Origin of the sequence: Alcaligenes sp. CHO6 (genome assembly GCF_037120595.1) — a bacterium.
GTDB classification, from domain to species: Bacteria; Pseudomonadota; Gammaproteobacteria; order Burkholderiales; family Burkholderiaceae_B; genus Alcaligenes; species Alcaligenes ammonioxydans.
The window spans coordinates 230,731-255,886 of sequence record NZ_JBANCI010000005.1 but is presented as its reverse complement, the minus strand read 5'-3'; the positions used below and the strand labels follow the sequence as shown (position 1 = coordinate 255,886).

General features: G+C 57.5%; 21 protein-coding genes and 1 riboswitch. Of the genes, 11 read left to right on the top strand and 10 right to left on the bottom strand.

All coding sequences use genetic code 11. The annotated features are described in order from the left end of the window. Complete coding sequence (gene rfaE2 / locus V6936_RS16445; protein ID WP_003802078.1) at positions 1 to 483, top strand: D-glycero-beta-D-manno-heptose 1-phosphate adenylyltransferase; 483 nt, start codon at positions 1 to 3, stop codon at positions 481 to 483. Between the two features lie 332 nt (positions 484 to 815). On the opposite strand, the gene V6936_RS16440 is transcribed toward rfaE2, so the two are convergent. The 6 genes from V6936_RS16440 to V6936_RS16415 all read right to left on the bottom strand — a co-directional run bounded on the left by V6936_RS16440 (position 816) and on the right by V6936_RS16415 (position 8,185). Continuing rightward, positions 816 to 2,138, bottom strand: coding sequence for a TolC family outer membrane protein (locus V6936_RS16440; RefSeq protein ID WP_336580133.1), 1,323 nt, complete (start codon positions 2,136 to 2,138; stop codon positions 816 to 818). Between the two features lie 15 nt (positions 2,139 to 2,153). After that, the gene (locus V6936_RS16435) at positions 2,154 to 2,834 is read right to left on the bottom strand and encodes a protein-L-isoaspartate O-methyltransferase family protein (RefSeq protein WP_003802073.1); all 681 of its coding nucleotides are present in this window, start codon (positions 2,832 to 2,834) and stop codon (positions 2,154 to 2,156) included. A 176-nt stretch (positions 2,835 to 3,010) separates the two neighbouring features. Continuing rightward, positions 3,011 to 4,702, bottom strand: a complete 1,692-nt coding sequence (ltrA, locus tag V6936_RS16430; RefSeq protein ID WP_336580132.1) for a group II intron reverse transcriptase/maturase — start codon at positions 4,700 to 4,702, stop codon at positions 3,011 to 3,013. A 1,114-nt stretch (positions 4,703 to 5,816) separates the two neighbouring features. Further along, complete coding sequence (locus tag V6936_RS16425; protein ID WP_336580131.1) at positions 5,817 to 6,512, bottom strand: 5'-methylthioadenosine/adenosylhomocysteine nucleosidase; 696 nt, start codon at positions 6,510 to 6,512, stop codon at positions 5,817 to 5,819. 40 nt (positions 6,513 to 6,552) lie between these two features. After that, positions 6,553 to 7,371, bottom strand: coding sequence for a bifunctional hydroxymethylpyrimidine kinase/phosphomethylpyrimidine kinase (thiD, locus tag V6936_RS16420; protein ID WP_003802069.1), 819 nt, complete (start codon positions 7,369 to 7,371; stop codon positions 6,553 to 6,555). Positions 7,372 to 7,378: 7 nt separating this feature from the next. Next, the gene (locus V6936_RS16415; protein ID WP_003802067.1) at positions 7,379 to 8,185 is read right to left on the bottom strand and encodes a thiazole synthase; all 807 of its coding nucleotides are present in this window, start codon (positions 8,183 to 8,185) and stop codon (positions 7,379 to 7,381) included. A gap of 862 nt (positions 8,186 to 9,047) precedes the next feature. On the opposite strand from V6936_RS16415, the gene V6936_RS16410 reads away from it, so the two are divergent. The 3 genes from V6936_RS16410 (at position 9,048) to V6936_RS16400 (ending at position 11,432) form a co-directional block, all read left to right on the top strand. Then, the gene (locus V6936_RS16410; protein ID WP_336580130.1) at positions 9,048 to 9,971 is read left to right on the top strand and encodes a porin; all 924 of its coding nucleotides are present in this window, start codon (positions 9,048 to 9,050) and stop codon (positions 9,969 to 9,971) included. 381 nt (positions 9,972 to 10,352) lie between these two features. After that, positions 10,353 to 10,670: a hypothetical protein gene (locus V6936_RS16405; RefSeq protein ID WP_003802063.1), complete on the top strand. Its 318-nt coding sequence runs from the start codon at positions 10,353 to 10,355 to the stop codon at positions 10,668 to 10,670. A 189-nt stretch (positions 10,671 to 10,859) separates the two neighbouring features. Continuing rightward, the gene (locus V6936_RS16400; protein WP_219235155.1) at positions 10,860 to 11,432 is read left to right on the top strand and encodes a TonB-dependent siderophore receptor; all 573 of its coding nucleotides are present in this window, start codon (positions 10,860 to 10,862) and stop codon (positions 11,430 to 11,432) included. A gap of 59 nt (positions 11,433 to 11,491) precedes the next feature. Here the strand turns inward: V6936_RS16400 and V6936_RS16395 are convergent, their stop codons facing one another. Continuing rightward, positions 11,492 to 12,532, bottom strand: a complete 1,041-nt coding sequence (locus V6936_RS16395; protein ID WP_230406207.1) for an ABC transporter substrate-binding protein — start codon at positions 12,530 to 12,532, stop codon at positions 11,492 to 11,494. 69 nt (positions 12,533 to 12,601) lie between these two features. Further along, positions 12,602 to 14,446 (bottom strand): TonB-dependent receptor domain-containing protein, encoded by a 1,845-nt coding sequence (locus V6936_RS16390; RefSeq protein ID WP_240209286.1) that lies wholly within the window; start codon positions 14,444 to 14,446, stop codon positions 12,602 to 12,604. 69 nt (positions 14,447 to 14,515) lie between these two features. Further along, positions 14,516 to 14,679: riboswitch (cobalamin riboswitch) on the bottom strand. A gap of 142 nt (positions 14,680 to 14,821) precedes the next feature. Here V6936_RS16390 and metH point away from each other — a divergent pair. Both metH and V6936_RS16380 read left to right on the top strand, forming a co-directional pair. Beyond that, positions 14,822 to 18,595 (top strand): methionine synthase, encoded by a 3,774-nt coding sequence (gene metH, locus V6936_RS16385; RefSeq protein ID WP_240209285.1) that lies wholly within the window; start codon positions 14,822 to 14,824, stop codon positions 18,593 to 18,595. 1 nt (position 18,596) lies between these two features. Beyond that, positions 18,597 to 19,439 carry a helix-turn-helix transcriptional regulator gene (locus V6936_RS16380; RefSeq protein ID WP_003802055.1) on the top strand — a complete coding sequence of 281 codons (843 nt, stop codon included), beginning with the start codon at positions 18,597 to 18,599 and terminating at the stop codon, positions 19,437 to 19,439. A gap of 79 nt (positions 19,440 to 19,518) precedes the next feature. Here V6936_RS16380 and V6936_RS16375 read toward each other — a convergent pair whose 3' ends face one another. After that, the gene (locus V6936_RS16375) at positions 19,519 to 20,982 is read right to left on the bottom strand and encodes a DHA2 family efflux MFS transporter permease subunit (protein ID WP_003802053.1); all 1,464 of its coding nucleotides are present in this window, start codon (positions 20,980 to 20,982) and stop codon (positions 19,519 to 19,521) included. 76 nt (positions 20,983 to 21,058) lie between these two features. Here V6936_RS16375 and V6936_RS16370 point away from each other — a divergent pair, with 76 nt between their 5' ends. From V6936_RS16370 to V6936_RS16355, 4 genes are all read left to right on the top strand, one after another. Beyond that, positions 21,059 to 21,250, top strand: a complete 192-nt coding sequence (locus V6936_RS16370; RefSeq protein WP_003802050.1) for a DUF3460 family protein — start codon at positions 21,059 to 21,061, stop codon at positions 21,248 to 21,250. 45 nt (positions 21,251 to 21,295) lie between these two features. Beyond that, positions 21,296 to 22,138, top strand: coding sequence for a segregation and condensation protein A (locus tag V6936_RS16365; protein ID WP_003802048.1), 843 nt, complete (start codon positions 21,296 to 21,298; stop codon positions 22,136 to 22,138). Positions 22,139 to 22,149: 11 nt separating this feature from the next. Next, on the top strand, positions 22,150 to 22,998 hold the full coding sequence (panC, locus tag V6936_RS16360; protein ID WP_003802045.1) for a pantoate--beta-alanine ligase: 849 nt from the start codon (positions 22,150 to 22,152) through the stop codon (positions 22,996 to 22,998). Positions 22,999 to 23,458: 460 nt separating this feature from the next. Next, positions 23,459 to 23,734, top strand: a complete 276-nt coding sequence (locus V6936_RS16355) for a response regulator transcription factor (RefSeq protein ID WP_003802043.1) — start codon at positions 23,459 to 23,461, stop codon at positions 23,732 to 23,734. A 3-nt stretch (positions 23,735 to 23,737) separates the two neighbouring features. Here the strand turns inward: V6936_RS16355 and V6936_RS16350 are convergent, their stop codons facing one another. Continuing rightward, the gene (locus V6936_RS16350) at positions 23,738 to 24,379 is read right to left on the bottom strand and encodes a hypothetical protein (RefSeq protein ID WP_003802039.1); all 642 of its coding nucleotides are present in this window, start codon (positions 24,377 to 24,379) and stop codon (positions 23,738 to 23,740) included. Between the two features lie 133 nt (positions 24,380 to 24,512). Between V6936_RS16350 and coaE the strand changes: the two genes are divergently transcribed. Then, complete coding sequence (gene coaE / locus V6936_RS16345; protein ID WP_003802037.1) at positions 24,513 to 25,115, top strand: dephospho-CoA kinase; 603 nt, start codon at positions 24,513 to 24,515, stop codon at positions 25,113 to 25,115. The last annotated feature ends 41 nt before the right edge of the window (positions 25,116 to 25,156 follow it).

The window sequence follows — 25,156 nt, the reverse complement described above, 5'->3', positions numbered from 1 at the left end:
ATGAGTGCGCGTTTCGAGGCCAAGGTGCTGGAACTGCAGGCGTTGCGTGAGGCTGTGGAGCAGGGTCGCCTGGCACGTCCGCTGGTCTTTACCAATGGTGTGTTTGACATCTTGCATCGCGGGCATGTCAGCTACCTGGATGAGGCCGCGCAGCTGGGTGCATCACTGATCGTAGGGGTGAATACCGATGCGTCGGTACGCCGTTTGAACAAAGGCCCGGAGCGCCCCATCAATTCCGAACAGGATCGCGCCGCCTTGTTGGCTGCCTTGGCTTGCGTGGATGCCGTGGTCCTGTTCGATGAGGACACCCCGGAAGCCTTGATTGCCGCCCTGCGCCCAGACTTGATCGTCAAGGGCGGTGACTACGATATGGAAGCCTTGCCCGAAACGGCACTGGTGCGTAGCTGGGGAGGCGATGCCGTCGCCATTCCCTTTGAGTTTCAGCGTTCCACGACAGCACTGGTCAAGAAGCTGCGCGACTGAAAGCGAAATACAAATGGATGTGTTTAATCCCGGCTTGGTCTGGGATTTTTTTTGCTTGCAAGCAGGGAGCTCGAGGGTCTGCTGATGCCCAGGATGGTTTAGTGTTTGATAGATGCCGGAGTATTGGGCCCAAGCCAGACAGGACTGCTCCTGCGTTTATCAGTGGCTGAGCAAGATGTGATGCGGCCCTCGTGCTTGATCTGGTGGGCTGGGCGTATGTGTCTCGGAGGCAGATATTGAGCGTATGTATGAGTTCTCGAGTCTGGCTGGAGAGGTCTTGCTTCTAGGGCCAGATTGCGGTGCCTGGTTCGTGTCTCTTGCCAGCGCAGGCTTCAGGATGCCGGTTCAAGCAGATCGTTGACAGCACGCAGGTCGTTTTCGTTCAAGGTGCCGCTGGCGGCTTTCAGACGCAGACTGTTCATCAGGACCTCGTAGCGGGCTTGTGCCAGACTGCGTCGGGCTTCATAAAGCTGCTGCTGAGCATTGAGTACGTCGATATTGACGCGCACACCGACATCGTATGCCAGCTTGTTGGCCTCCAGTGCATCTTGGCTGGATTGGGTGGCCGTTTCCAGTGCTTTTACCCGCACCAGACCAGTGGTGACACCCGAGAAGTACTGGCGTGTCTGCTGAAGAGACTGCTGAATGGCGAATTGGTAGTCGTAGCGGGCCTGCTGCAGCCGCGAGCTTTGCTCACGAACTTGAGAGCGGGTCTCACCCCCCCGGAAAATGGGAATGCTCAGTTCCAGACCCAGCGCGCTGTTTAAGGAGCGGGGGCCACCGCCGGTTTGGCCGAACAGGGTTTGGTCACTGCCACTACCTGTCTGGGCTTTCAGTGCCAGGGTAGGCTCATGCAGTGCCTGGATGCTTTTCAATTGCTCTTCGGCTGCTCGCGCCTTGATCTCCGCCAAGGCAACGCTTAGGCCAGATTGACGGGACTGATCGAGCCAGTCCTGAAGATTTGCGGGCTGGGGAGCAGGCAAGACCAGGGGGTCACGCAGGCGAGCCAGTGTTTCAGCGCGTTCCAGCGTCAGTGCTGCCAGTTTGTCTCGCGCTACCTGCAAGGCATTTTCCGCCTGAATGACGTTGGCACGGGTCAGGTCCAGCCGTGATTTGGCTTCGTAGGCGTCGGTAATGGTGGTGCCGCCCAGCTCAAAGTTCTGCTCGGCCGCGCGTAACTGCTCCTCAATAGCAGCCTGCTGGGCGGTCAGGGTAGAGAGCGTGTCTTGCGCGGCCAGCACATCAAAATAATGCTGGCTGACGCGCAACATCAAGTCCTGCCGCTCCAGGCTAAGCTGAATATCGGCTCCTTGCGCCAGTAACTGAGCACGTTCGTAGCGTGCCCAGGCATTGCGGTTGTAGATGGGCTGGCTCAGCGTCAGCGTCCAGGCGGCCCGATTGCTGGCTTGTTGATTGGATAGCTGGCCGGTCTGACGGCGCTCCTGGAGCTCGGCCGTACCAATCGCACTGATGTGTGGCAATAATTGCGCCCGGCTTTGCGGAACGAGTTCCTGATCCGCCTGACGGAGCGCTTGGGCGGCGCCAAATTGGGGTTCACGAGCCAAGGCCTGATTCCAGGCCTGCAACAGATCCTGCGCCTGGGCGGTGCTGCTCAAGGCAAGCAGCGAGCACAGCGCCAGTCGCACGGAAATCATGCACCGCATGCGTGCTTAAAAGCGAAACTGCGAAACCGCGGTGCCGCGTAACGGTTTGATCCAGGTATCAAACAAGGGCGTCGTCTCAAAGCTGGCTGCGCTGGTGCGAGTGATGCGCACTGCCGTCATGACCGGATTCTGACCGACCACCACTACCAGGCGCCCGCCGATACAGAGTTGATATTTCAGGGCGTCAGGAATGACAGGGACTGAGCCAGTGACCAGAATGGCGTCGTATTCGGTCGTACCCCAGCCAGCATGGGCGTCGCCCACTTCCACCTTGACGTTGCGCACATTGTTACGCTGCAGGTTCTCCTGAGCGAATGCGGCCAGCTTGCTGTCGATCTCGATAGAGGTCACTTGCTGCGACAGGTGGGCGAGCAACGCCGCCTGGTAGCCCGAGCCAGTACCGATTTCCAGTACGCCGTCGCTGGGCTGCAAGAGCAGTTCCTGCGTCAGGCGGGCTTCCACTTTGGGCGAGAGCATGGTCTCGTGCGTGTCCACGGCATTGATGATCAGTGGCAGCTCGGTGTCCGAAAAAGCCGACGAGCGCAAAGACGGGGGCACAAAGCGTTCACGCTGGACCGCGACCAACGCTTGCAGCACGTTTTCGTCGGATACGTTCCAGGGACGGATTTGCTGCTCCACCATGTAGTAACGGGCACGTTCGAGTTCAGACAGCGCAATATGGTTCATAGCTTCCAGAAAACTAAAGGCTTGGGTAGGGTAGGAACGATCCATTGCTGGATCATCCCCCCCTAAGAACCGGACTTGCGACTTTCACCGCATCCGGCTCAAGCACAACACGTCCAGCAGAAAAAGGATTTTCAGATTATATCTCTGATCACCTTTTCCGTCTGGACTCGAAGCCCTTATCGGGCCGGTTTCGCTACCTGCAAACCAAGGGTATGCACCTTTATGTGACAGACCGGATGCAGAAGCACTCGGTTCGATAGAGCATCTGACCCACCATCCATCCGATAAACCAGGTGGTGGTCATGCCATCCGCTCTCGTAGTCCAGAGGTTCCCCGCACAAGGCGCAGCGCCCTGCTTGGGACATATATAGTTTTGCAGTCTCGGTTCGATAGGCGATGCGTTTAAGCAGCCGCTTCGTCCTTAACTGTTCACCATAGACCTCCCACGATGAATCAAACGGGTTGTACTCTCCCTTGATTTTCTCGTGCCTCACGATCTCTGTATCAGCGAGCTTCAACAGGGTGATCGGGAAGGAGCCTTCTTCTGTCCATATTGTTGCAGCAAACTCGTTCCGACCTGCGATGCTTTGCCAGTAACGGCGGTGGCACCAGGGTCGAGACTTATTCGGATGTCGTCGTCTCGTCCAGCGCACGAGGCGCCAGTAGATCAGATTATCCATCCGACTAAAGGTTTCTTTCGCCACCACCGGTTGGTGGTACTGCGCCCAGCCCCGTAAAACGGGGTTGAGCTTGGCAATGAGATCCTCCTGTTTCACCATTAAGTGCGTTTTTACGATCTCTCTGACCTTGCGATAGAACGCTTGCACGTTCTTCTTGCTAGGCTTGATGAGCAACTTTCCTTTGTACTTGCGAAAGTTCCATCCCAGAAAGTCAAAGCCTTCGTCTATGTGTACAACTTTCGTCTTTTCCGGCGATAGTCGCAGTCCTCGTTGTGCAAGGAAGGCTTCTATCCACGGCCTGATTTCAGTCTCCAGCAATTCTTTCGAATTGCCAGTGATCACAAAATCGTCGGCGTACCGGATTACATTGACTTTCAGCTTCGTGGCTTTCGTCTTTCCGTGTTGCGCACCGAGGTACGCTTTCAGGTCTGATTCGAGCCCGTTTAAACACACATTTGCCAACGTGGGCGAGATGATTCCGCCTTGCGGCGTCCCTTCTTCGGTCGGCGAGAGGCGGCCCTTGTGGACCACCCCGGCTTTCAACCACTTACGCAGGACAACCTTGTTCATGGGAACGTGGTCAACCAGCCATTGGTGGTTAATGTGATCAAAACAGCCTTGAATATCCGCCTCCAATACCCAATGGGCCGAAGCCTTTTTGGATGTGCAGACAAATATTTGCCCCATTGCATCCGCCGTTGAGCGCTGTTTCCGAAAGCCGTAGCTGTTCGGGTCGCTCGTGGTTTCTGCTACGGGTTCAAGCCCTAGCAAATGCAAGGCCTGCATCGCCCGGTCGAACAGCGTGGGAATGCCCAAGGGGCGTTCTTTACCGTTCGCTTTGGGGATGTAAACCCGCCGCAAGGGAAGAGGCTGGTAACCTCTTTGCTGCCTTAACCTGCCTATCGCCGCCCGTTTCAGGGCAGGAGTTTCCCAAAGCTGGCGATCGACACCGGCTGTTCGCTTGCCTTGGTTTTCAGTAACCCGTCTTACCGCCAAGGCTCTGGCGGAAAACGAGTGGGTTAAAGATCGTTGCAGAGCCTTGACCCTGCGCCAATCATTATCCCGCGTCGCCTTCGCGATACGTTGCTGCGTTGTTCGCACGAATTGCTCGACTCGTCGCCAGTCAATGGTGTGCCAGTCTTGCGGCTCGTGTGAGGACGCAGAACCACGGGGAGTGGTCTTTCTCATGCTTTCCTCTTTCCGGTTATCCCGTTAAAAGGACGCACAACGTCCCCGAAGGGATGGTGTACATCCCCTCGGGGTGGTTTGAACGTTTGCAGTCGTCTTGCGACGGTTGCACCTAGTGGAAGTGGGCGTGCTTTCGCACCGGAGCAGAGCCCTATGCCACCCATTACAGGCGGCCATTCGCTTTTTCCACTCTCCCATACCCCCTCATCCAACAGCTTGCCTTGCGGTTTGCCTGCCAGAGGTGCTTACACACCTTGGCGGATAGTGGGGCTTACCACGTTCCCTGATCTACCGACTGATTACGATTTGCATCGTACTCAGACTCTCCGTTTAGGACTCATCTCTCCTGGGACTGCTTTATTGACGACGTGTGAGAATCTTTGACTTCCACAGCCAGCAGCACACCTTTTGGTTATGGCTTATCAGCAGATTTAGCCATTCAATCGTTACCCAGGTTCAAGCGATGATTCACATTACATTGCCCATGCGGAACTAGCCTAGCCCCTTGACCGCCTCTCTGCTGGCAGTGTCCACCCTGATCTTTACAGATCAGAAGTGCCGCTTACGCGGGGGTACGTTGTCTGGTGAGCTTCGCACCCATCCATTACTGATCGAGCACGTCACCATAGGCTACGTGTGGTCGTACACACGGTTATGGCACTTCCTTTCAGAAGGCATAACAAGGCAGATCAGAGCTTGCGCTCTGCGGTTTTCACGTTATCCAAGTCAACTAGTTTTACGCACACAAAGAGTTCCATTCGGTATCGCAGGGATGCCGTATGGATTACTCGGGTTTGGAGTGTCTAGTTGCCCTGTTGGGCAGTCTAGGGGCGTAAGAATGCGAACGAGCGTTTGGTAAACGTCGCCGTAAGGCAGAGTCTCTTCCGTAGAAGTGTCTCTGTCGTTTGAGACACCAGCCAAGGCTAGGTCTTTTGACTTGTGTCAGGCACCTTGATGCACTAACTGATAGCAGTGAGGTAATACCCTGAACCTGCTCCTTGGGGGAGTAGGTCGTTCGGTTCTCAAGGGTTGAACCGACGCAGAAGCGACATCTACGTGTCGCACCAAAGAGCCGATTATAAGCCAGCGCATGGATAAAGATGCGCGCTTGGGCTTAGCAGGACGGCACCATCGCATGCAGCAAAGTGCTGGCGTTACTGACGGCAATGGGCAAAAAGGTATCAAAATCCATGTGTGCCTCGTTGTTGGCATTGTCCGAAATACTGCGTATGCAGACAAAAGGCACGGTATTCAGATAGCACACCTGGGCAATGGCGCCACTTTCCATTTCACAGGCGATAGCGTCAAAGGTGGTGCTTAACCACTGTATTTTATCGTTACATGCAATAAATTGGTCGCCGGTAACAATTCGGCCAGTATGAACCCGATGCCCTTCGATTTGCTGGGCTGCGGTTTGGGCTATCGCCAGCAGGGCCGGGTCCGCGTGAAAATCAAAGGTATCCAGGCGAAAGACCTGTCCGGGCGCCAGCCCCAGGGCTTTGAGCTCCACATCGTGCTGGACCAGGGTATCGGCAATCACAATATCGCCAGGCCGGATGCTGGGTTCAACGGCGCCGGCGATTCCGATATTGATGATGCTGCCTACGGAAAACTCCGAGATCAGCATCTGGGTGCATGCCGCGGCATTGACTTTGCCCACGCCGCAGACCACGGCGACGACGGGCTTGCCCAGATAGCTGCCGCGATGAAAGCTCATGCCAGCGCGCTGGATGGTCTGTGGCGCTTGCAGGCGCTCCAGCACAATCTCCAGCTCCTCGCGCATGGCGACAATAATTCCAAGTGTAGACATAAGACAGGGGCCATCAAGCGGCCCGATCAAACGGCACGTATCAGGACGATGGCCACAGTTTATGGAAATGGTGTACCGGGCCGTGGCCGCTGCCCACCGTCAGCTCACCCGAACGGGCGATGGCTTCGTACAGGTACTTTTTGGCCGCCAGAGCGGCATCAGGCACACGGTCGTATTGGGGCAGCAGGGCTGCCAGCGCTGCCGACAGGGTGCAACCGGTGCCGTGGGTATTGGCAGTATCAATACGCCGGGCCGGCATTTCTATCATTTTGTCGCCATCATGCAGCAAATCGATGCATTCTGAGCCGGGCAGATGGCCGCCTTTCAGGAAAACCCAGCGTTCATCGCTGTGGTTCATCAGACGGCGCAGACGCTCGGCTGCCTGGCGCATTTCCTTGACGGTCTCTACCGGCCGGGCGTTCAGCAATACACCGGCCTCGGGCAGGTTGGGCGTGATCATGGTGCACTGGGGTACCAATTGTTCACGCAAGGCATGCACGGCGGATTTTTCCAGCAGATGATCGCCACTCTTGGCGATCATGACCGGGTCCAGGACCAGATGCTTGGGTTTGAATTGAGCCATGCATTCGGCCACCACCGTGGTGACGGCCTCCTGGCCCAACATGCCGATCTTGACGCCATCAATGCGTACGTCGGCAAACAGAGTGGTGATCTGCTGGCGTACAAATTCGGCGGGAACCGGACTGATGCCGCTTACCCCTTGGGTGTTTTGTGCCGTCAACGCGGCAATGACAGCGGTGGCATAAGCGCCCAGGGCGCTCATGGCTTTCACGTCAGCCAGAATACCGGCGCCGCCGGAGGGGTCAACTCCGGCAATGGTCAGCGTATTGGGAATCATGTCTCGTTCAGGTACGGGAGTGAATCAGCCCTTCGGTTGGGGAGCTGGGGTCGGCATCGTAGTATTTGCGCGGCACGCGGCCCGCCAGATAAGCCTGGCGACCGGCTTGTACCGCCAGGTTCATGGCGCTGGCCATCAGGACAGGCTGCCGGGCGCCAGCGATAGCGGTATTCATCAAGACGCCATCACAGCCCAGTTCCATGGCAATGGCGGCGTCCGAAGCGGTGCCTACGCCAGCATCCACCAATACCGGCACCTTGCTTTGATCGATGATCAGGCGCAGGTTCCAGGGGTTAATAATGCCCATCCCCGAACCAATCAGGGAGGCCAGAGGCATGATGGCGACACAGCCGATGTCTTCCAGCATCCGTGCCTGGATAGGATCGTCGGCACAGTACACCATGACGTCAAAGCCTTCATCCACCAAGGTTTTGGCGGCTTTCAGGGTTTCAGGCATATTGGGAAACAGATTGCCGGAGTCGCCCAGCACTTCCAGCTTGACCAGCTTGTGGCCGTCCAGCAGTTCACGCGCCAGGCGCAGGGTGCGCACGGCATCCTCGGCCGTGTAGCAGCCGGCGGTGTTGGGCAGCAGCGTGTATTTGGAAGGCGGCAGGTAATCGAGCAAGTTTGGCTCGTTGGCATTCTGGCCGATATTGGTGCGGCGAATAGCCACAGTCACAATCTCAGCGCCGCTCGCTTCAATCGCCTGACGCGTCTCATCAAAATCTTTGTATTTACCGGTGCCTACCAATAACCGGGATTGGTAGTGGGTTCCGGCCAGGATAAAAGGATCGTTGTTCACTGTTTGGGTCATGGTGGTGCTTTGTTGCGCATCCGTGCCTGTGGACGGATCAAGAATTGGTTTTTTGCTGGGCAAACATTGCAAGAATAATCCATTTGGGCGGGGCCCGCAGGAAAACCCTTAGGCGGCCTTGCCGGTGCGGGGCAGGGAGGCGGCTCGGGCCAAAGCATGACCCGATGTGCTGGCCACATTGGGCTGTCGACCGGGCAACGCTATACCTTGGCATGGTCGCCTTATGTTCAAGTCTATGCAGACAGGCCTAATGCCCACTGGCTCTGTCAGGGCCGCGATGCGAAAATCCTGTTGCTCCTGATGCACGGGCCTGCCAAGCAGGGTGGGTCTGCCCACACCGGTCGGTTCCAGCGCCGGGTCAGAGTCTGCGGGGGATGGAGTTGGTGGGCGTTTTCCCGTTTGTAGCCGTCCTAAGGCGCAATCAAGGGATCGGACAGAGGGTCGGGCTGGGCACGTCTGAGATGATAAATAGCGGTTTTTGTTTTTTACGATGACAAGAAAGCAGCTCGTGTCCAAGCCGGGCTGGATGGCTGTCCTTGTATCACGAGCGAGAGGTGCGCATGAACCCGACCGAGTCTTTTTACCCTGACCCCAGTCTGTTTGCAGAACCGGCTTCAAGACACCTGAGGCACCGTGGCCAGGGTCATGGGGTCTGCCACGCCCGGCCTTTGCGTTTGCGCAGTACTTATTGGGTGGTGTGCGTGGCCTTGGGCGGGCTTGGTGGCGTGTTGGTGCCGGGTCACAGTGATGCCGAAACCTCCGCGCAGCTCTATGGCACTGTGGATGCCGGTTTGGGCTGGACGCATGTGAGCGGTCAAGGCTCGCAACGAGGCGTTCTCAGTGGCGGACAGGCAGACTCCTTGTGGGGGATTCGGGGCCAGGACTCTCTGGGGGAGGGGGGCGTGCCACCTTCAATCTTGAAAGTGGCATTGATCTGGCCACAGGACGGGGCGACGAGTCGGCGCGGCTATTCAACTACCAGGCCTGGCTGGGGCTGGGGAGCGATCAGTGGGGTGAACTGCGGTTTGGACGTCAGCACACCGTCGGTCAGGAGTTTGTCTCTGCTATTGAAGTGGGCTCCTGGAAAGACTTCGGGATGGGGGCGTTGATGCGTGCCTCGGACATTTATCAGGTCTCTCAGCAGCTCAGCTGGCGTAGCCCACAGTGGGCGGGCCTGCAGCTCGGACTGAGCTACAGCGGCGATGTTGGCGAGCAGAGCTTGTCTGGTTTGGCTGATGCGCGCACAAAGCTATACAGCCTGGCGCTGCGTTATGAGCAGGGCCCTTGGTTACTGGCAGCCAGTCATGAGAGTTTGAGCCGGATCGAATCCAATCGGCCCACCGCCTTGCAGTTGGGGGCCAGCTATGACTTCGGATTTGCTCGTGTGGCGGCAGGCTGGAGTCGTCAGAGCAACGGTTTTGTGGGCTTGAATGGCGATGAAGGCCCGACGTATTGGCAGCAGAGGGGGCTGGGTGGCCTGGGGCCGACGGAGTTTGTTCAGGGCGGCCGCCTGGATACCTGGTACGTGGGCTCGGCCATTCCGCTTGGCAAGGGCGAGGTTCAGTGGCAGTGGTCATTGGGGCGCCCGAACTGGAGGTGGGAAGCGACCGGGGAACAGGCTGGCCGCCTCCAGGTGATGTCTGTCGCTTATGTGCATCCTTTGTCGCCGCGCACCAGCCTTTATGTCTTTGCGGCCCAAGGGCGGCGCTATGACATGGAGACAGCCGTCCATGTCAGTGAACCGCGTACCAGCCGTGTCGCTCTGGGTGTGACCCATCAATTTTAAGCCACGCCAGTTTGTCGGTCGCCCAGCTGGAATGGGCAGTTTGGCCGCGGCACGACACTGGCCAGCCTTTGCAGGCGAACGGCAAAAGGAGGTATCCCTAAGTATAAAAGGGATGTCCAAAGGGTGAGGCCACGTAGGCCAATGCCTTGCAGACAAGCCCTGGGGCACGATGCGAAAATAGTGCCGGTTCGGAAAACCTTCGGATCTTCTTGTTTAACCACTCAGGTTTACAACGCAATGGACCCTGATCCCTCTTCATGGCTTTGTCCCTGTTCCAGGGCGGCCTTCTTAATGACCAATCAAACGGACGCCGGACCACGAAGCGGGCTTCTCTAAGAAGATGAGCACTCTTTCTGGACCCCGGGTCTGAAGGAGAATGCTATGTTCCGTCTCACGCTGTTTCGCTCTGCTCCCTGCAACCTGGCTTTGCAAGAAGCGCTGCGTCAGGCTGCCACCCGCCAGCGTCAGGATTATTTGCTGGAGCTGCTGCAAACACACGGCGCCCGCGAATACGCTTATGCGCTCAATGATCTGTCCGGGCGCGCCATTGAAAACGCTCTGGCGACGTTGCCTACTGTGGAGCGCAGTCAAGTGCTCAAGCATCTGTCTCGGCGTGCTCAAACCCGTCTGGATGATGTGGAGGGCTTGCGTCGTCAACCTACCCATGCGGTATTGACCCTGCCGTCCTTTGTGATGTGAGAGTGCAGCAAGCCTACGCTGAGTGTGGCTGGTTCTGAGGATGGTCCACCAGCCCGCGCTTCGCTTTACCTCGTTTGCGGACCCACGGGGACGGTTAATGTGCCGTCCCCGTTGATTGGACGTCCTGTCTGGCGCTGTACGCTTTTTTGTCTTTATTCCCCTCTACAAGCCAATTACAGCAAGGAAGAGATGTGCGAGACCGGCGTATGGGTGCCTTACTTGGGGGCTGTTTATGACCTTAATGACAACTTCTCGGTCTACGCCAGCTACACCACGATTTTCCAGCCTCAAGACCTGCAAGACGAGAGCGGTCGTGTCCTGGACCCCTTGCGCGGGGATAACTCTGAGGTTGGGCTCAAAGGCGAATTCATGGAAGGTCGACTGACGTCCAGCCTGGCTTATTTTCAGCTGCGGCAGGACAACTTCGGTAAAGAAACGAGAGGACGTACGCCCTCGGGCGGCATCGCGTATGGAGCGGTGCCTGGCGTGCGCACCCATGGGGTAGAGTTCGAGCTGGCGGGTCAACTGACGTCGCAACGGCAGATGCATGCGGGTTACGCTTACAAGCTCTCGCGCCAGGACGGCGATAACGTGTCCATCTTGTCACCCGAGCATCAGTTCAAGCGCTACACCACCTATGATTTCGAGGGCGGCTGGAAGGGACTGACCTTGGGCGGTGGCGCACGTTGGCAAAGCAAAACGTGGGGGGAGGTCAGCCGGCCCGGTTACGCCGGTCAGGTACAGCACCTACACCTGGGGTGAGCCGCGCAATATGATGCTGGCAGTGAAGTATCAGTTTTAAGCGGCAGAAGAAAAACCGTTCAAAAAGCCTGGGCCCGATAGCGGTCCAGTTGTTCGCACAACTGGCGAGTGGCCTCTATCAGCCTTGGGCCGGGACGGTACAGGGCGTCCGGGTTCAGGTTCAGTAACGCGTGGGGACTGAGCCCCAGATGCTTTTCCCAGAACAGATGGCGCGCGCGCAGCTGGGCGGGGTCACGGTAAGCCAGGATGACCACTTGCGGACGCTTGTGCAGAACGTCTTCCAGACTGATAGCGGGTGCGACGGCGGCGTGGCGGGCGTAGATGTTCTGCGCTTTGCAAGTGCTGAGCACATCCTGGATCAAGGGGTCGCGGGCCAAGGTGTACAAGGGTTCGGAGCCTATTTCCAGAAATACGCTGACGGTGTGGCCCAGACGGCTATTCTGGCGCAGGGCTGCGATTTGCTGGTCCAGCAAAGCGGCGGCAGGCACAGCGGCCTCGGCGGTGTCCAGACGGTCGCCAGCCAGACGGATGAAGGCGGGAATATCGTCCAGTGTCTTGGGGGCGGCAAAGATCAGGCGGATCGAGGCTTGTTGCAATTGTCCTTGCAATTCAGGTCCGATCTGGTTGGGCTGCCAGGCCCAGACCTGGTCGGGTTTAAGCGCCAGCAGTCGTTCGGGGTTGACCCGCAAGGCGTCCCCAATGCTGGGCAGATCCTTGGCAGCAGGCGGGTAGTCGCTGGAACTGTCGACGGCGATCAGGCTGTCTTGTGCTCCAGCCGCAAACAGGATCTCAGTGATGTGAGGGGCCAGACTAATTGCGCGTGCGCGGGCTGTAGCGACGGTTGGTGAGGATTGGGTTTCCTGATCGGTCGTGGCGTTTTGTGTTTCTGTATCTTCTTGCTTGTTCTGTATTTCTGGCGTGCTGTGTTCCGTGCTGGTCTGTATCTCGGGCTGTACTTGAGTCTGCACCTGTGCTGGGGCCGGGACGGGCAATGCCAAAGGCAGCACGAACAGGCAACGCAAGCTCCACCGCCGCAGTCCGCTCCAGACAGAGCGCTTGGCGGGCTGTAGACGACAAGTCGCAGGCAAAGAGGGCATCATGCAGCCTCCGTAAATGGCACGGCCCCTGAACGGGGCCGCGCCAGAATTGACCAAGGCCAAGTGAACAGCTTACATACGCCAGGCAAAGTTCAGGAACACGCTGGAGCCAGCGTTGTTGTAACCGCGAGCCAGGGTGTAGTCCTTGTCGAACACGTTGTTCCAGCGCAGCTGGGCTTCCAGGCTGGAGGTCAGCGGGTAGCTGGCGGTCAGGTTAAGCAGACCATAGCTGCCCAGACGTTGTTCGTTTTTCGCATCGTCATAACGGTGGGAAGCGAACAGGTATTCAGCGCCGGTTTTCAGATCCCCGAACGTGTGTTCCACGGCCACTTTGTAGTTTTGCTTGGCACGGCGGATCAGTTGCTTGTCCGTATTTCTATCCTTGGGGTCGGCAAAGTCGGCGCTGGCACTCAAGGTGGTGTCGCCCAGTTGCTTGACGGCTGTCAAGGTCAGGCCCGTGATCCGTGCTTTTTCCGTATTGCTGGTTGTGCATTCGAAATTGGCATCACACACATAGGGGTTGATCATGTCGCGGATGCGGTTCTGGTAGACCACCATCCCCAGTTGGGTCGTGTCGTCGGTATAGCGGATATGGCCTTCCACATTGCGTGATTTCTCCGGTTTCAGGTCCGGATTGCCCTGAAAGCCCCAATTGTAGGGCGAGTACAAGTCCGCGAACGTAGGTGCACGAAAGCCCGTGTTGGCGGCGACACCTACTGTCCAGTTGCTGGTGATGTCTAGGTCATAGCCCAGGCCGCCCGTCACCTTGTTGCCATAGCCACTTATATTGTCATTACGCACGCTGGCTTGCAGGTGGTGTTGATTAATATCGCCACGGTAAATCAGGGCAAAGGCATTGGTGTTGCGCTTGTCGTCCTTGTGCACGGTGCTGTGGCTCATCCGTTCTTCCAGACGTTCGGCCAGCAGGGAGACGGTTTGACCCTGGGCGACAGTCAGGTCGTTTTGCCAACTGTATTGGCGCTGCAAGGTAGCGTATCGAGCGGCAAAAGCCCGGTTCTCTACGGTTTCTTTGCTCAATGAGGCGTTCAGGCGGCTGGTCCACTTTTCGGACAACTGGTTGGTGCTGGTCAAACCATAGGCTTGCTGGCGGGTCTGTGTGCTGGGGGTACGGCGCTCGAACAGACCGTTGTCGAACTGACCATCCATGTAGCTGTTGATAGCGGTCAGCCCCAAATGCTGGCCTTTTGACCACTCATATCCCAACGAGCCGTTCAGCCCGTGCTGGGTGTAGCCGTTTTTGTCGGGGTTGTAACTAAAGGACAGGGGATTGGTGGCATTGAAGCCGTCGCTGCTACCGTAGCTGGAGGCCAGGCTGTAATCCCAGCCTTGGGCCGCACCAGAAAAACCGGCGCTGGCCTTGAAGGTATCTTGCGAGCCCAGGCCCATATTTCCCCAGGCGCTCAAGGCACGTTCGCCGCCGCCTTTTTTGGTGATGATGTTCACCACCCCTCCGATGGCATCCGAGCCATACAGGCTGCTGCCGGCGCCACGCACAATTTCAATGCGCTCGATCAGGGCTGGATCAATTGCCTGCCAGTTCACCGAACCACTGGCAGAGCTGTTGATGCGCATGCCGTCGATCATCACGCGGGTATGTTGCGGGTTGGTGCCGCGCAGGTAGACGCCGGTTGTGGTTTGTGGGCCACCGCTGCTGTAGATTTCTACTCCGGGCTGACGCTGCAAAATATCGGCGACGCTGCTCTGGCCTGCTTTTTGCAAGGTTTCCTGATCAATGACAGTGACGTCACCCACCACGTTTTTCAGTGGCTGTGCCAGGCGGCTTGGCGTAACCACAATGTGATCCAGCTTGGTGACAGAAGTGGTTTGGGCCGTGGCGATCAAGGGCAGGGCGCCCGCCAGGGCGACCATCAAGGGTCTGATGGACAGTAGAGTCATGGAGATTCCTGTGAGATGTGCGTCCCCGCACATCGATAAGCGAAGCTGTCCACGGGAGGACGGCCGTAAAGTCAGGGTCAGAAGCAGGCTGGTGTCGGGCTTTGCGCGTAGCAGGTACCGTTGCGGGGGCAGCACGTTTGGCAGTTTCAGTATGAACCGCTCACGTTTCCCATTTGACTTTCCCAGGCCCAGCGGAGTGTGGGCCGGAAAGCACCTCTTTCCGAGCCGAAAATGTTACATGCCGTGGGGGCAAAGGTTAAGTGTTTAGGTCGGATTTCCCGTACAAAGCGCTACAATTGTGGCGCCAATCCACCATTCTTGTGCTTCTTGCTGCCAGAGGCTGTCAACATCCCGTTTCGTGTTACGGAGTTTTTAGTGTCCTATCCCGCTTTGCCTTACCCGATCTCTGCCTACACCCGTGGTGCGGAGTTTGCCCGACGTCTGGGGCAGCAAATCCTGATTCTGGACGGTGCAATGGGCACCATGATTCAGCGGTACAAATTGGGCGAGGCCGATTTCCGTGGCGAACGCTTTGCGGATCACCACAAGGATGTGAAGGGCAATAACGAATTGCTGTCGCTGGTGCGTCCCGACATTATTCGCGAGATTCACGACCAGTACCTGGCGGCCGGGGCCGATGTCATCAGCACCAACACCTTTGGTGCGACGGATATAGCCCAGGGTGATTACGATTTGCAGGGCATCAGCTATGACCTGAACCTGGCGTCGGCGCAACTGGCCTGTCAGGCGCGTGATGCCTTCAGCACGCCCGAGTGGCCGCGTTTTGTGGCTGGTGCGCTGGGCCCACAACCTAAAACGGCTTCCATCTCTCCCGATGTGAATGACCCCGCCGCCCGCAACGTCACCTTTGAGCAACTGAGGGTGGCCTACACCGAGCAGGTGCGTGCCTTGCTCGATGGCGGCGTGGATATCCTGCTGATCGAAACCGTTTTTGACACGCTCAATGCCAAAGCGGCTGTCTTTGCCCTGGAAACGGTCTTTGACGAACGTGGTGAGCGCGTTCCTGTCATGGTGTCGGGCACGGTCACGGACGCTTCGGGCCGCATTCTGTCCGGCCAGACGGTGGAAGCCTTCTGGAACTCCATGCGTCATGCCCGTCCGATTACGATTGGCCTGAACTGTGCGCTGGGTGCCGCCTTGATGCGCCCCTATGTGGCCGAGCTGTCCAAGATTTGCGATACCTACGTTTGTGTCTACCCGAACGCCGGCTTGCCCAACCCCATGGCCGAAACCGGCTTTGATGAAACCCCCGCCGATACCTCCAGCCTGCTGCAGGAATTTACGCAAGCGGGTCTGGTCAATATGGTGGGTGGGTGCTGTGGCACGACGCCCGAGCACATTGCCGCCATTGCCGAGCTGTGCCGTAAGCTGCCTCCACGAGTTGTTCCTGAGGTGCCCGTTAAAACCCGCCTGTCGGGTCTGGAGCCTTTGAACATTGATGAAGACACCCTGTTTGTGAACGTGGGTGAACGTACCAACGTCACGGGCAGCAAGGCTTTCTTGCGCCTGATTCAGCAGGAAAACTACGAAGAAGCCTTGTCGGTGGCGCGGCAGCAGGTGGAAAACGGTGCGCAGATTATCGATATCAATATGGATGAGGGCATGCTGGACTCAGCAGCCTGCATGCATCGCTTCCTGAACATGATCGCCTCCGAGCCGGACATTGCGCGCGTGCCCATCATGATCGACAGCTCCAAATGGGACGTCATTGAAACTGGTTTGCGCTGCGTGCAAGGCAAGGCCATCGTGAACTCGATCTCCATGAAAGAGGGCGTTGAGCCTTTCCTGGAGCACGCTCGTTTGTGCCGCAAGTATGGCGCCGCCATTGTGGTGATGGCCTTTGACGAGCAGGGTCAGGCCGATAGTTACGAGCGTCGGGTAGAGATTTGCGAACGTGCTTACCGTTTGCTGGTGGATGAGGTGGGCTTTCCGCCTGAGGACATCATCTTCGACCCCAACGTGTTTGCCGTGGCAACCGGCATGGATGAGCACGCCAACTATGGGCTGGACTTTATTCGGGGTGTAGGCTGGATTCACAAAAATCTGCCGCACGCCCGCTTGTCCGGCGGTATTTCCAACGTCAGCTTCTCCTTCCGTGGCAACGAAGCCATGCGCGAGGCCATCCACACCGTTTTCCTGTACTACGCCATTCAGGAAGGCCTGACCATGGGGATTGTGAATGCGGGCCAACTGGGTGTGTATGCCGATATCGAACCGCATCTGCGCGATCTGATTGAAGACGTGATTCTGAACCGGGCCGAACCTAAGGGCAAAACCGATCCGGCTGATGAGCGCACCCCCACCGAGCGTCTGGTGGAAATGGCCGAGAGCGTCAAAGGCTCGGGCGCCAAAAAAGAGGAAGATCTGAGCTGGCGTGAAACCACGGTCGAGCAGCGCTTGATCCACTCGCTGGTGCATGGCATTACCACCTTCATCGTGGAAGACACGGAAGAGGTGCGTCAGAAGATTGCTGCTCAGGGCGGTCGTCCCATCAGCGTCATTGAAGGGCCGTTGATGGACGGCATGAACGTGGTCGGTGACCTGTTTGGTCAAGGCAAGATGTTCCTGCCGCAGGTGGTGAAGTCTGCGCGTGTGATGAAGCAGGCCGTCGCCCACTTGGTCCCTTTCATTGAGGAAGAAAAGCGCCAGATTGAAGCGGCAGGTGGGGATGTGCGCTCCAAGGGCCGCATGGTGATTGCCACGGTGAAAGGCGACGTACACGACATTGGCAAGAACATTGTGTCCGTCGTGATGCAGTGCAATAACTTCGAAGTGGTCAATATGGGGGTGATGGTGCCTTGCGCCGAGATTCTCGCCAAGGCCAAAGAAGTGGAAGCCGATATCGTGGGGCTGTCCGGCCTGATCACCCCCAGTCTGGAAGAAATGGCCTATGTTGCGTCCGAGATGCAGCGTGACCCTTACTTCCGTGAACGCAATATCCCTCTGATGATTGGTGGCGCGACCACCAGCCGGGTCCACACGGCGGTGAAGATTGCGCCGCATTACGACGGCCCGGTCATCTACACACCGGACGCCAGCCGCTGCGTCGGTGTGGCCACGCAGCTTGTCTCGGATAATGTGGAAGAGTTTCTTGCCGAAGTGCGCGAGGAATATGAACAAGTGCGCCAGCGCCATGCCAATCGTAAAGCCACCCCTTTGATTTCGCTGGAAAAAGCGCGCCAGGACAAGCCTGCGATTGACTGGTCGACCTATGTCCCGCCACGCCCCAAGTTCATTGGACGCCGCACCTTCAAGAATTATGATCTGGCCGATATTGCCCAGTTCATCGACTGGACGCCGTTCTTCCAGACCTGGAGCTTGTTTGGCAAGTACCCGGCCATTCTGGAGGACAAGGTGGTGGGCGAGCAGGCCAAGACCTTGTTTGCCGAAGGACAGGCCATGTTGAAAAAGATCATTGAGGGCCGTTGGCTGACCGCCAATGGCGTCATTGCCTTTTACCCCGCCAATACGGTCAATGGCGAGGACATCGAGGTCTATTCGGACGAATCGCGCAGCGAAGTCCTGTTTACCTGGCGTAATCTGCGCCAGCAAGGCGTCAAGCGTGAAGGCGTAGATAGCAAGTGTCTGGCCGACTACATTGCTCCCAAAGAAAGCGGCGTGGCCGATTACATCGGCATGTTTGCAGTCACCGGCGGGATTGGCGTGGACAAGCTGTCCGAGCGTTTCCAGGCCGCAGGGGACGATTACTCAGATCTGATGATCAAAGCACTGGGGGACCGTTTTGCAGAAGGCTTTGCAGAATGTCTGCACGCTCGTGTCCGCACGGATTTGTGGGGGTATGTGACGGACGAACGTCTGTCCAACGAAGAACTGATCGACGAGAAATACCAGGGTATTCGTCCCGCACCGGGTTACCCGGCGTGTCCGGAGCACGTGGTTAAACACGACATGTTCCGTGTTCTGCAGTGCGAAGACATCGAGATGTTCATCACCGACAGTTACGCCATGATTCCGGCTTCCAGTGTGTCGGGCTTTTACTTCAGCCACCCGCAGTCCAAGTATTTTAACGTGGGCAATATTGGTGAGGATCAGTTGCAGGACTACATCAAGCGCAGTGGCCGTACGGAAGAAGATGTGCGCCGCACCTTGTCGGGCGTGCTGGGCTGATATGGGAACGACGGGGCCTGGTACGGGAGGCGCCGAGAGCACCTCCCAAACCCGACGTCAGGCTTTGGGGCGGTTTTTGCGTCATGCGCGAGAACGTATCCGGCCGCTCGACGTCGGTCTGGCCCCGGGAGTGCGTCGTCGTACTCCTGGTTTGCGCCGCGAAGAGGTGGCCCAGCTGTGCGATATCAGCACCACCTGGTACACCTGGATCGAGCAGGGCCGCGATGTGACCGTGTCCCCGACTGTCTGTGCCCGGCTGGCCACCGTGTTGAAGTTGGCCAGAGCGGAACGTCATTACCTGTTTGAGCTGGCCGATTGCGCCGATCCTGAGCATTGGCAAGGTGATATTCAGCCTTTGCCGCAGGGCTTGAGCGCCTGTGTCGACAGTATCTCCGCGCCTGCTTATATTCTGGACCGCAGCTGGAATGTTCTCGCGCGTAACGAGGCCTTGCTGGACTTGTTTGATGGCTGGCCCGATCGCAGCGAGCAGCCCAATCTGCTGCGTTACATCTTTCTGGACCCGGCCGCACGCGATTTGGTGGTGGACTGGGAGCAGCGTGCCAGCCGTGTCGTGGCCGAGTTTCGCGCCGATGTCGGCGCACATGCGGATGAGGCCGATATACAGGCGCTTATTCAGGAACTGGGGCAGCAAAGCCAGGTATTCGCGTTCTGGTGGGGACGCCAGACCGTGGTGGAGCGGGAGGGGGGATTGCGGGATTTCCGCCATCCCAAAAAAGGTGTCAGGCGTTTTCAGCAGTTTACGTTCCGGCTGGCTATCCGGCCGGACTGCAAGTTGGTGATGCTGCTCACTGATCAGGCTTCGCGGGCAGCGGAGCCGGACTAAGGCAGACACAGCAGATCGGTGCGCCAGGAGACGTTGGGCAAGACTTGCCAAAGCAGGCGGCATACCTTCGGACTGAGCCCTATGCTTTCGTTTTTCTGGTCGTGCGTGGCGCCTGTTGCAACGAATCGCCATCAGTGGGGGATAGTCGGGCAAAAGACAGGCTGGATAAGGCGGTAATCGCACCCAGAATCAGGAAAGCCCAAATCGTATCCTGCGTCTGCACACTGCTGGCACCACGCAGGGCCATGCTGATGTTCAAGGTGACGGCCGCGCAAGCCACGCCCAGACTGATGGCCAACTGCTGCGCCATGGCTGCAAAGCTGCTGGCCTGACTCATGGCCTCGGATTCCAGGTCGGCGTAGGTCAGGGTGTTGACTGCGGTGAACTGCAGGGAGCGGAAGAAACCACCTGCCGTCAGCACGGCAATCATCAGCCACATTGGGGTCGTGGCCTGGAACAGGGCGCACAAGGCGATGAACAGGCCGGTCAGCCAGGCATTGATGATCAGTACATTGCGAAAGCCAAAGCGCCGGATGATGGGTGGGGCCACCAGCTTCATGCCCAGTGCACCAATCGCACCGGTAAAGGTGATCAGACCTGCTGCCAGCGCGCTCATGCCAAAGTTGGTTTGCAACATGATTGCCAGTAGAAAGGGGGAAGCTCCGAGCGAGAAGCGGCACAGGTTGCCGCCCAGTACCGATATGGCAAAGGTTTTGGTGCGCAGCAAGGACAGGTCAATGATGGGATAGGCTACCTGGCGGGCGTGCCAGACATACCACAGGCCGGCGATCAGTCCGGCCAGGGTCAGCCAGCCCAGGGTGGACCAGTTCAGGGTGCCGTGGCCGACGTTCTCAAAGCTGGTTACCAGGGTGGCCAGGCAGATGGCGCTCAAGATAAAGCCCAGCCAGTCCAGGGGAGGCCGGTCGGTGGGATAGTCCTCGCGGATATAGCGTAGTACCAGGGCAATACCCAAGGCTCCGACGGGGATGTTGATCAGGAAAATCCAGTGCCAGCTGGCATACGTGACTAAAAAACCACCCACGGGCGGGCCGATGATAGGGCCGAGCAAGGCGGGTAAAGTCAGCACGGCCATGGCGCTTAAAAGCTGATCTTTAGGGACGCGCCGCAGTAAGATAATGCGTCCTACCGGTACCATCATGGCCCCCGCCATGCCCTGGACCACCCGGGAAATGATCAGTTGGGTCAGGGTCTGGGACAGGGCGCATGCAACAGAACTGGCGGTAAAGAGTAGAATGGCGGCCAGGAACACCTTGCGCGCTCCAAAGCGGTCCGCAGCCCACCCGCTGATAGGCACGAACACAGCCACTGCCAGCAGGTAGCTGGTAATGATGGTATTCATGCGGATGACGCTGGTATCCAGCGACAAGGCCATGGTGGGCAGGGCTGTGGCCACTACGGTCGAGTCCAGCATTTGCATGAACAAGGCACATCCCACAATGTAGGGAATAATGCGTATGGCCCGACGCTCTTGAGGGGACAGGGTTGCCGGTGGTGGGGCAGCTTCGGTCTGTTCAGATGCCATGCGGCGAACTCTCTGGTGTGCGGTGCAGTAAACTCAAACTTTTCTGTTATCCAATTTATTTAGGCGTACAGGTATTATGGCAAAGAATTTCGAATCCGAAATTACCCAGTTTCTCAAACAATATAAAGCTCAGAATCCCGATACCGAAGCGCGTCAGCGTGAGGGGCGTTATCGTCTGTGGGACAAGCAGATTGATCAGGAACTGCAAGATGGTTACAAGGCGGCCCGCACGCCCCAGAAACCTTACGTGTACTACGAAAACAACTAAATCCTTGCGCCGGCGCCTGTGACCGAGATTGCACAGCAGACTGTTGTGGACACGCCAGCTCCTCAGCCCGAGGATGTGCTGGCGCGTCTTTATGGTGAGCCGCTGTTTGCGATTCCCCAGGATCTGTACATTCCGCCCGATGCGCTGGAAGTGTTTCTGGATGCGTTCGAAGGCCCGTTGGATTTATTGCTGTATCTGATCCGCAAGCAGAACTTCAATGTGCTCGATATTCCGATGGCCCAGGTCACCGGGCAGTATCTGGCGTATGTGGAGCAGATTCGCGCCAGCAATCTGGAGTTGGCGGGTGAGTACCTGCTGATGGCTGCGCTGCTGATCGAGATCAAGTCCCGCATGCTGCTGCCGGTGCGACGTGCGGACACGGGTGAAGAAGTGGATGATCCGCGTGCGGAGCTGGTGCGCCGTTTGCTGGAATACGAACGCATGAAGGAAGGGGCGCGCCGTCTGGACCAGTTGCCCCTGGCGGGGCGCGATTTTCTGCTGGCCAATGCCCAGGCCGAACTGGTTATTGAGGCGATCCCGCCGGAGGTGAGTGCAGAGGATTTGCGCGAGGCTTGGCTGGGGATTTTAAAGCGGGCCAAGCTCAACGCCAGTCACAAGATTACCCGTGAGCAGTTGTCGGTGCGGGATCACATGAGCCAGATTCTGCGACGTTTGCAGCATGTTCGCTTTATGGAGTTTAGTGAGCTGTTCAATGAACGTCTGGATCAGGGTGATCCGACAGCGGTGCTTGTCGTGCATTTTCTGGCAATGCTGGAATTGGCACGAGAGTCACTGCTTGAAATCACGCAGGCCGAGCCCTACGCTCCTATTTATTTGCGCCTGACGTATATTCGAGCGCAGGCCGATGGGCCTGATCTTATTCCGTAGCGGAGAATTTTTTGAAAGTCGTTCATAACATCCAAGAACTGCGCGATCAGCTTCAGGGCCAGACACGCGTGGCATTTGTTCCAACCATGGGGAATTTGCATCGGGCTCACCTGGACCTGATGAAGATGGCGCGCCAGCATGGCGACCCGGTGGTGGCCAGTATTTTTGTCAATCGCCTGCAATTTGGTCCTAACGAGGATTTTGATCGTTACCCCCGCACCTTGCAGGAAGATGCGCAGAAGATGGAACAAGAGCGCGATGTGTATGTCTTGTTTGCGCCCTCGGAACGCGAAATGTACCCCGAGCCGCAGAGTTTCCGCGTCAGCCCGCCCGATCATCTGGGGCGGATTCTGGAAGGTCATTTCCGTCCCGACTTTTTCGAAGGCGTGTGTACGGTTGTTCTGAAGCTGTTCTCCTGTGTACAGCCGCGTGTCGCCGTCTTTGGCAAAAAGGACTACCAGCAGTTGATGGTGGTGCGTCAGATGGTGCGTCAATTTCAGTTGCCGGTGGAGATTCTGGCGCACGAGACGGTCAGAGAAGAGGATGGTTTGGCCATGTCCTCGCGCAATCGCTATTTGAGTCCGGAAGAGCGCGCCCAGGCACCGCAGATTTACCAGACGCTGCAAGAGATGAAGGAACGCTTGCAACAAGGTCAAAGCCGTCAGGAGATTGAGGCGTATGCGACCGGCAAATTGACCGATCTGGGATGGAAAGTGGATTACATGGCTTTGCGTCGTCAGTCGGACTTGCTCGAACCGAGCGAGGAGCAGATACAGGCAGGCGAGCCTTTGGTGGCGTTGGCCGCGGCCAAACTGGGCGCAACGCGTTTGATCGATAATCTGGAAATGACTAAAGCCTGATTTCTTGTGTTATTTGGTTAGAAAAGCACAGTTTTTACTGTGCTTTTTTCATATCTGCGTGCTTTTGGTCTGTTTGTCTTTTTGTCTTATTGACCGTGGGGCAGGGGCATACCAAAGCGAGAGGTGCAGGGGCAGGCTGGACTCAATGGGCGCGGTACCCGGCCCCTGGACCCAGTGCAAGGGTCGGGCCTGTACAGGGTGGGTGTCTCTTTAGGGCTGCTGCCGGAGTCTGGTTGGGGGAGCGCACTCGCCGCCGCAGATTTCAAGCACCGATATGGGCTGGTAAATAGCTGTTTTTTTAGGTCACTGAAACGTGGCTATTTATATTAGTCCTATGACAAAAACATCCTGCACAAGTTAACAGTCGCGTAGTCCCTGCCTAAAATGACAAACTCTGTCTATGGTTAATTCTTCACATTACAGGTGGCCTGGCCGCCTGGTACAGATATACGAGACTGATATGGTATTGAATAGCCACCTTCCCGCTTCTGTGCTTTTTGAAAGCCTGACCCCGCGTGAGCGCGATGTCCTGTCCTATATCGCGACGGGTAAGGCGAATAAAGTGATTGCGGCCGAATTGGAGATTTCCCAGCGCACGGTCGAAGCGCATCGGGCACGCGTTTTTCAGAAGTTACGCGTGCGCAATGCGGTTGAGCTGACTCGTTTTGTCTTTAGTGAGCCGGCGCTGCGCGATGTGCTGCCGCCCTGTTTGATGGGCGGGCAGTCTGCACCATAGCACTTAGCGGCAGGCGGGGATTGGCTGGCTGTCCAGCTCACTGACCGGGTCCAGATCCGCTTGTCGGGTCAAGTGGCTCTCCAGCGTGGGACGTTGCTGGTTGAAGGTGTTAACGCGCAAGACATTGTTGTTTACAAAGCTCAGATCTGCCAGGGTCGAGTCATTGTCCGCCAACAAGGCGATGCGGGTGGGCTGTGTGCCGATGGGGACCCAGCAACCGCCCTTGTGGTAGGACTGACCAGCACCCAGCGGGGTGGCTCGTAAACGCCATTGACCGGCTGGCGCCAGGGTCACGCTGATTTTGTAAGGTTCGCAAATGCCACCTTGGGGCGGGCAGGACAGGGTGCCTAGAAATGTTTTGGGCTCGGCCAGTTCGGCAACACTGCGATCGGCCTGGGCGGCCGGGGCTTGCTCGGCGCTGGCCGGGGTAATGGCGCGCAGACCTTCCTGATTGCCAAAGCCCAGATTGATTTGCGAGGGGGCACGGGCGGTGCTGCTGCCTTGTGCCTGGCGCAGGGCGTCTTTCTGGGTAGAGTCACGGCCTTCGTTAGGGGTGGGCTGAACGGGTGCCTGGGCGCAGGCTGCCAGCAAAACAAGCGAGAGCAGGGGCAGTGAACGCAGAGGAGAAATCTTGAGGAAAGACATGGCGGGCTTCCGTGGACTGGTGATAGCTGAATTCTACGCTAGACCTGGCCTGGCGGGACAGTATCAGACCTATCGAGGGTAGGAGGATTGGCGCGGGTACGTTACAGTTTTGTTTTTTATCCGTGGATTGCACATGCTGACAATTGGGCTGACTGGTGGAATTGGATCGGGCAAAAGCCAGGTGGCCAATTTTTTTGCTTCCTGGGGGGCGGCGGTGGTGGATACGGATGTGATCGCCCATGAGCTGACCGCGCCCGGTGGCTTGGCCATTGGGCCTATCCGCGATACTTTTGGTGCCGAAGCCCTGGCCGCTGACGGCTCGATGGATCGGGACTGGATGCGAGCCTGCGTGTTTGCTGATCCGGCCGCCCGTCATCGCCTGGAGGCGATCATTCATCCTCTGATTTGGAACGTAACAAAAGCACAGACCTTGAAGGCGCAGGGATGTTATCTTGTTGTGGTTGTACCCTTGCTGGTGGAGTCAGGACGATGGAGCGACCGTGTGGACCGGATTTGCGTTGTCGATTGTGATGAGGCGACCCAGATCGCGCGCGTGCAAAAGCGCAGCGGGCTGGCAGTGGCCACAATTGAACGTATCATGGCCGCACAAGCGCAACGTCAGCAACGCCTGGCGGTGGCTGATGATGTGGTTCTGAACGATGGGCAGACGACGTTGCCCGTGTTGGAAGAGCGGGCGCGGGCTGTCCACCAACGCTGGTGTGCCTTGACTGCCTGACACCACACCGTGTCTGACCCCCAGCCGACAAATAAAGGTTT

Excerpts from the sequence above, each read along its gene's own strand:
- V6936_RS16415 (WP_003802067.1), bottom strand. The coding sequence starts at position 8,185 with ATGACCCAAACAGTGAACAACGATCCTTTTATCCTGGCCGGAACCCAC.
- V6936_RS16380 (WP_003802055.1), top strand. The coding sequence starts at position 18,597 with ATGGGAACGACGGGGCCTGGTACGGGAGGCGCCGAGAGCACCTCCCAA.
- V6936_RS16395 (WP_230406207.1), bottom strand. The coding sequence starts at position 12,532 with ATGATGCCCTCTTTGCCTGCGACTTGTCGTCTACAGCCCGCCAAGCGC.
- V6936_RS16435 (WP_003802073.1), bottom strand. The coding sequence starts at position 2,834 with ATGAACCATATTGCGCTGTCTGAACTCGAACGTGCCCGTTACTACATG.
- coaE (WP_003802037.1), top strand. The coding sequence starts at position 24,513 with ATGCTGACAATTGGGCTGACTGGTGGAATTGGATCGGGCAAAAGCCAG.
- rfaE2 (WP_003802078.1), top strand. The coding sequence starts at position 1 with ATGAGTGCGCGTTTCGAGGCCAAGGTGCTGGAACTGCAGGCGTTGCGT.
- V6936_RS16405 (WP_003802063.1), top strand. The coding sequence starts at position 10,353 with ATGTTCCGTCTCACGCTGTTTCGCTCTGCTCCCTGCAACCTGGCTTTG.
- thiD (WP_003802069.1), bottom strand. The coding sequence starts at position 7,371 with ATGATTCCCAATACGCTGACCATTGCCGGAGTTGACCCCTCCGGCGGC.
- V6936_RS16440 (WP_336580133.1), bottom strand. The coding sequence starts at position 2,138 with ATGATTTCCGTGCGACTGGCGCTGTGCTCGCTGCTTGCCTTGAGCAGC.
- V6936_RS16375 (WP_003802053.1), bottom strand. The coding sequence starts at position 20,982 with ATGGCATCTGAACAGACCGAAGCTGCCCCACCACCGGCAACCCTGTCC.
- V6936_RS16355 (WP_003802043.1), top strand. The coding sequence starts at position 23,459 with ATGGTATTGAATAGCCACCTTCCCGCTTCTGTGCTTTTTGAAAGCCTG.
- V6936_RS16370 (WP_003802050.1), top strand. The coding sequence starts at position 21,059 with ATGGCAAAGAATTTCGAATCCGAAATTACCCAGTTTCTCAAACAATAT.
- ltrA (WP_336580132.1), bottom strand. The coding sequence starts at position 4,702 with ATGAGAAAGACCACTCCCCGTGGTTCTGCGTCCTCACACGAGCCGCAA.
- V6936_RS16400 (WP_219235155.1), top strand. The coding sequence starts at position 10,860 with ATGTGCGAGACCGGCGTATGGGTGCCTTACTTGGGGGCTGTTTATGAC.
- V6936_RS16350 (WP_003802039.1), bottom strand. The coding sequence starts at position 24,379 with ATGTCTTTCCTCAAGATTTCTCCTCTGCGTTCACTGCCCCTGCTCTCG.
- V6936_RS16425 (WP_336580131.1), bottom strand. The coding sequence starts at position 6,512 with ATGTCTACACTTGGAATTATTGTCGCCATGCGCGAGGAGCTGGAGATT.
- V6936_RS16390 (WP_240209286.1), bottom strand. The coding sequence starts at position 14,446 with ATGACTCTACTGTCCATCAGACCCTTGATGGTCGCCCTGGCGGGCGCC.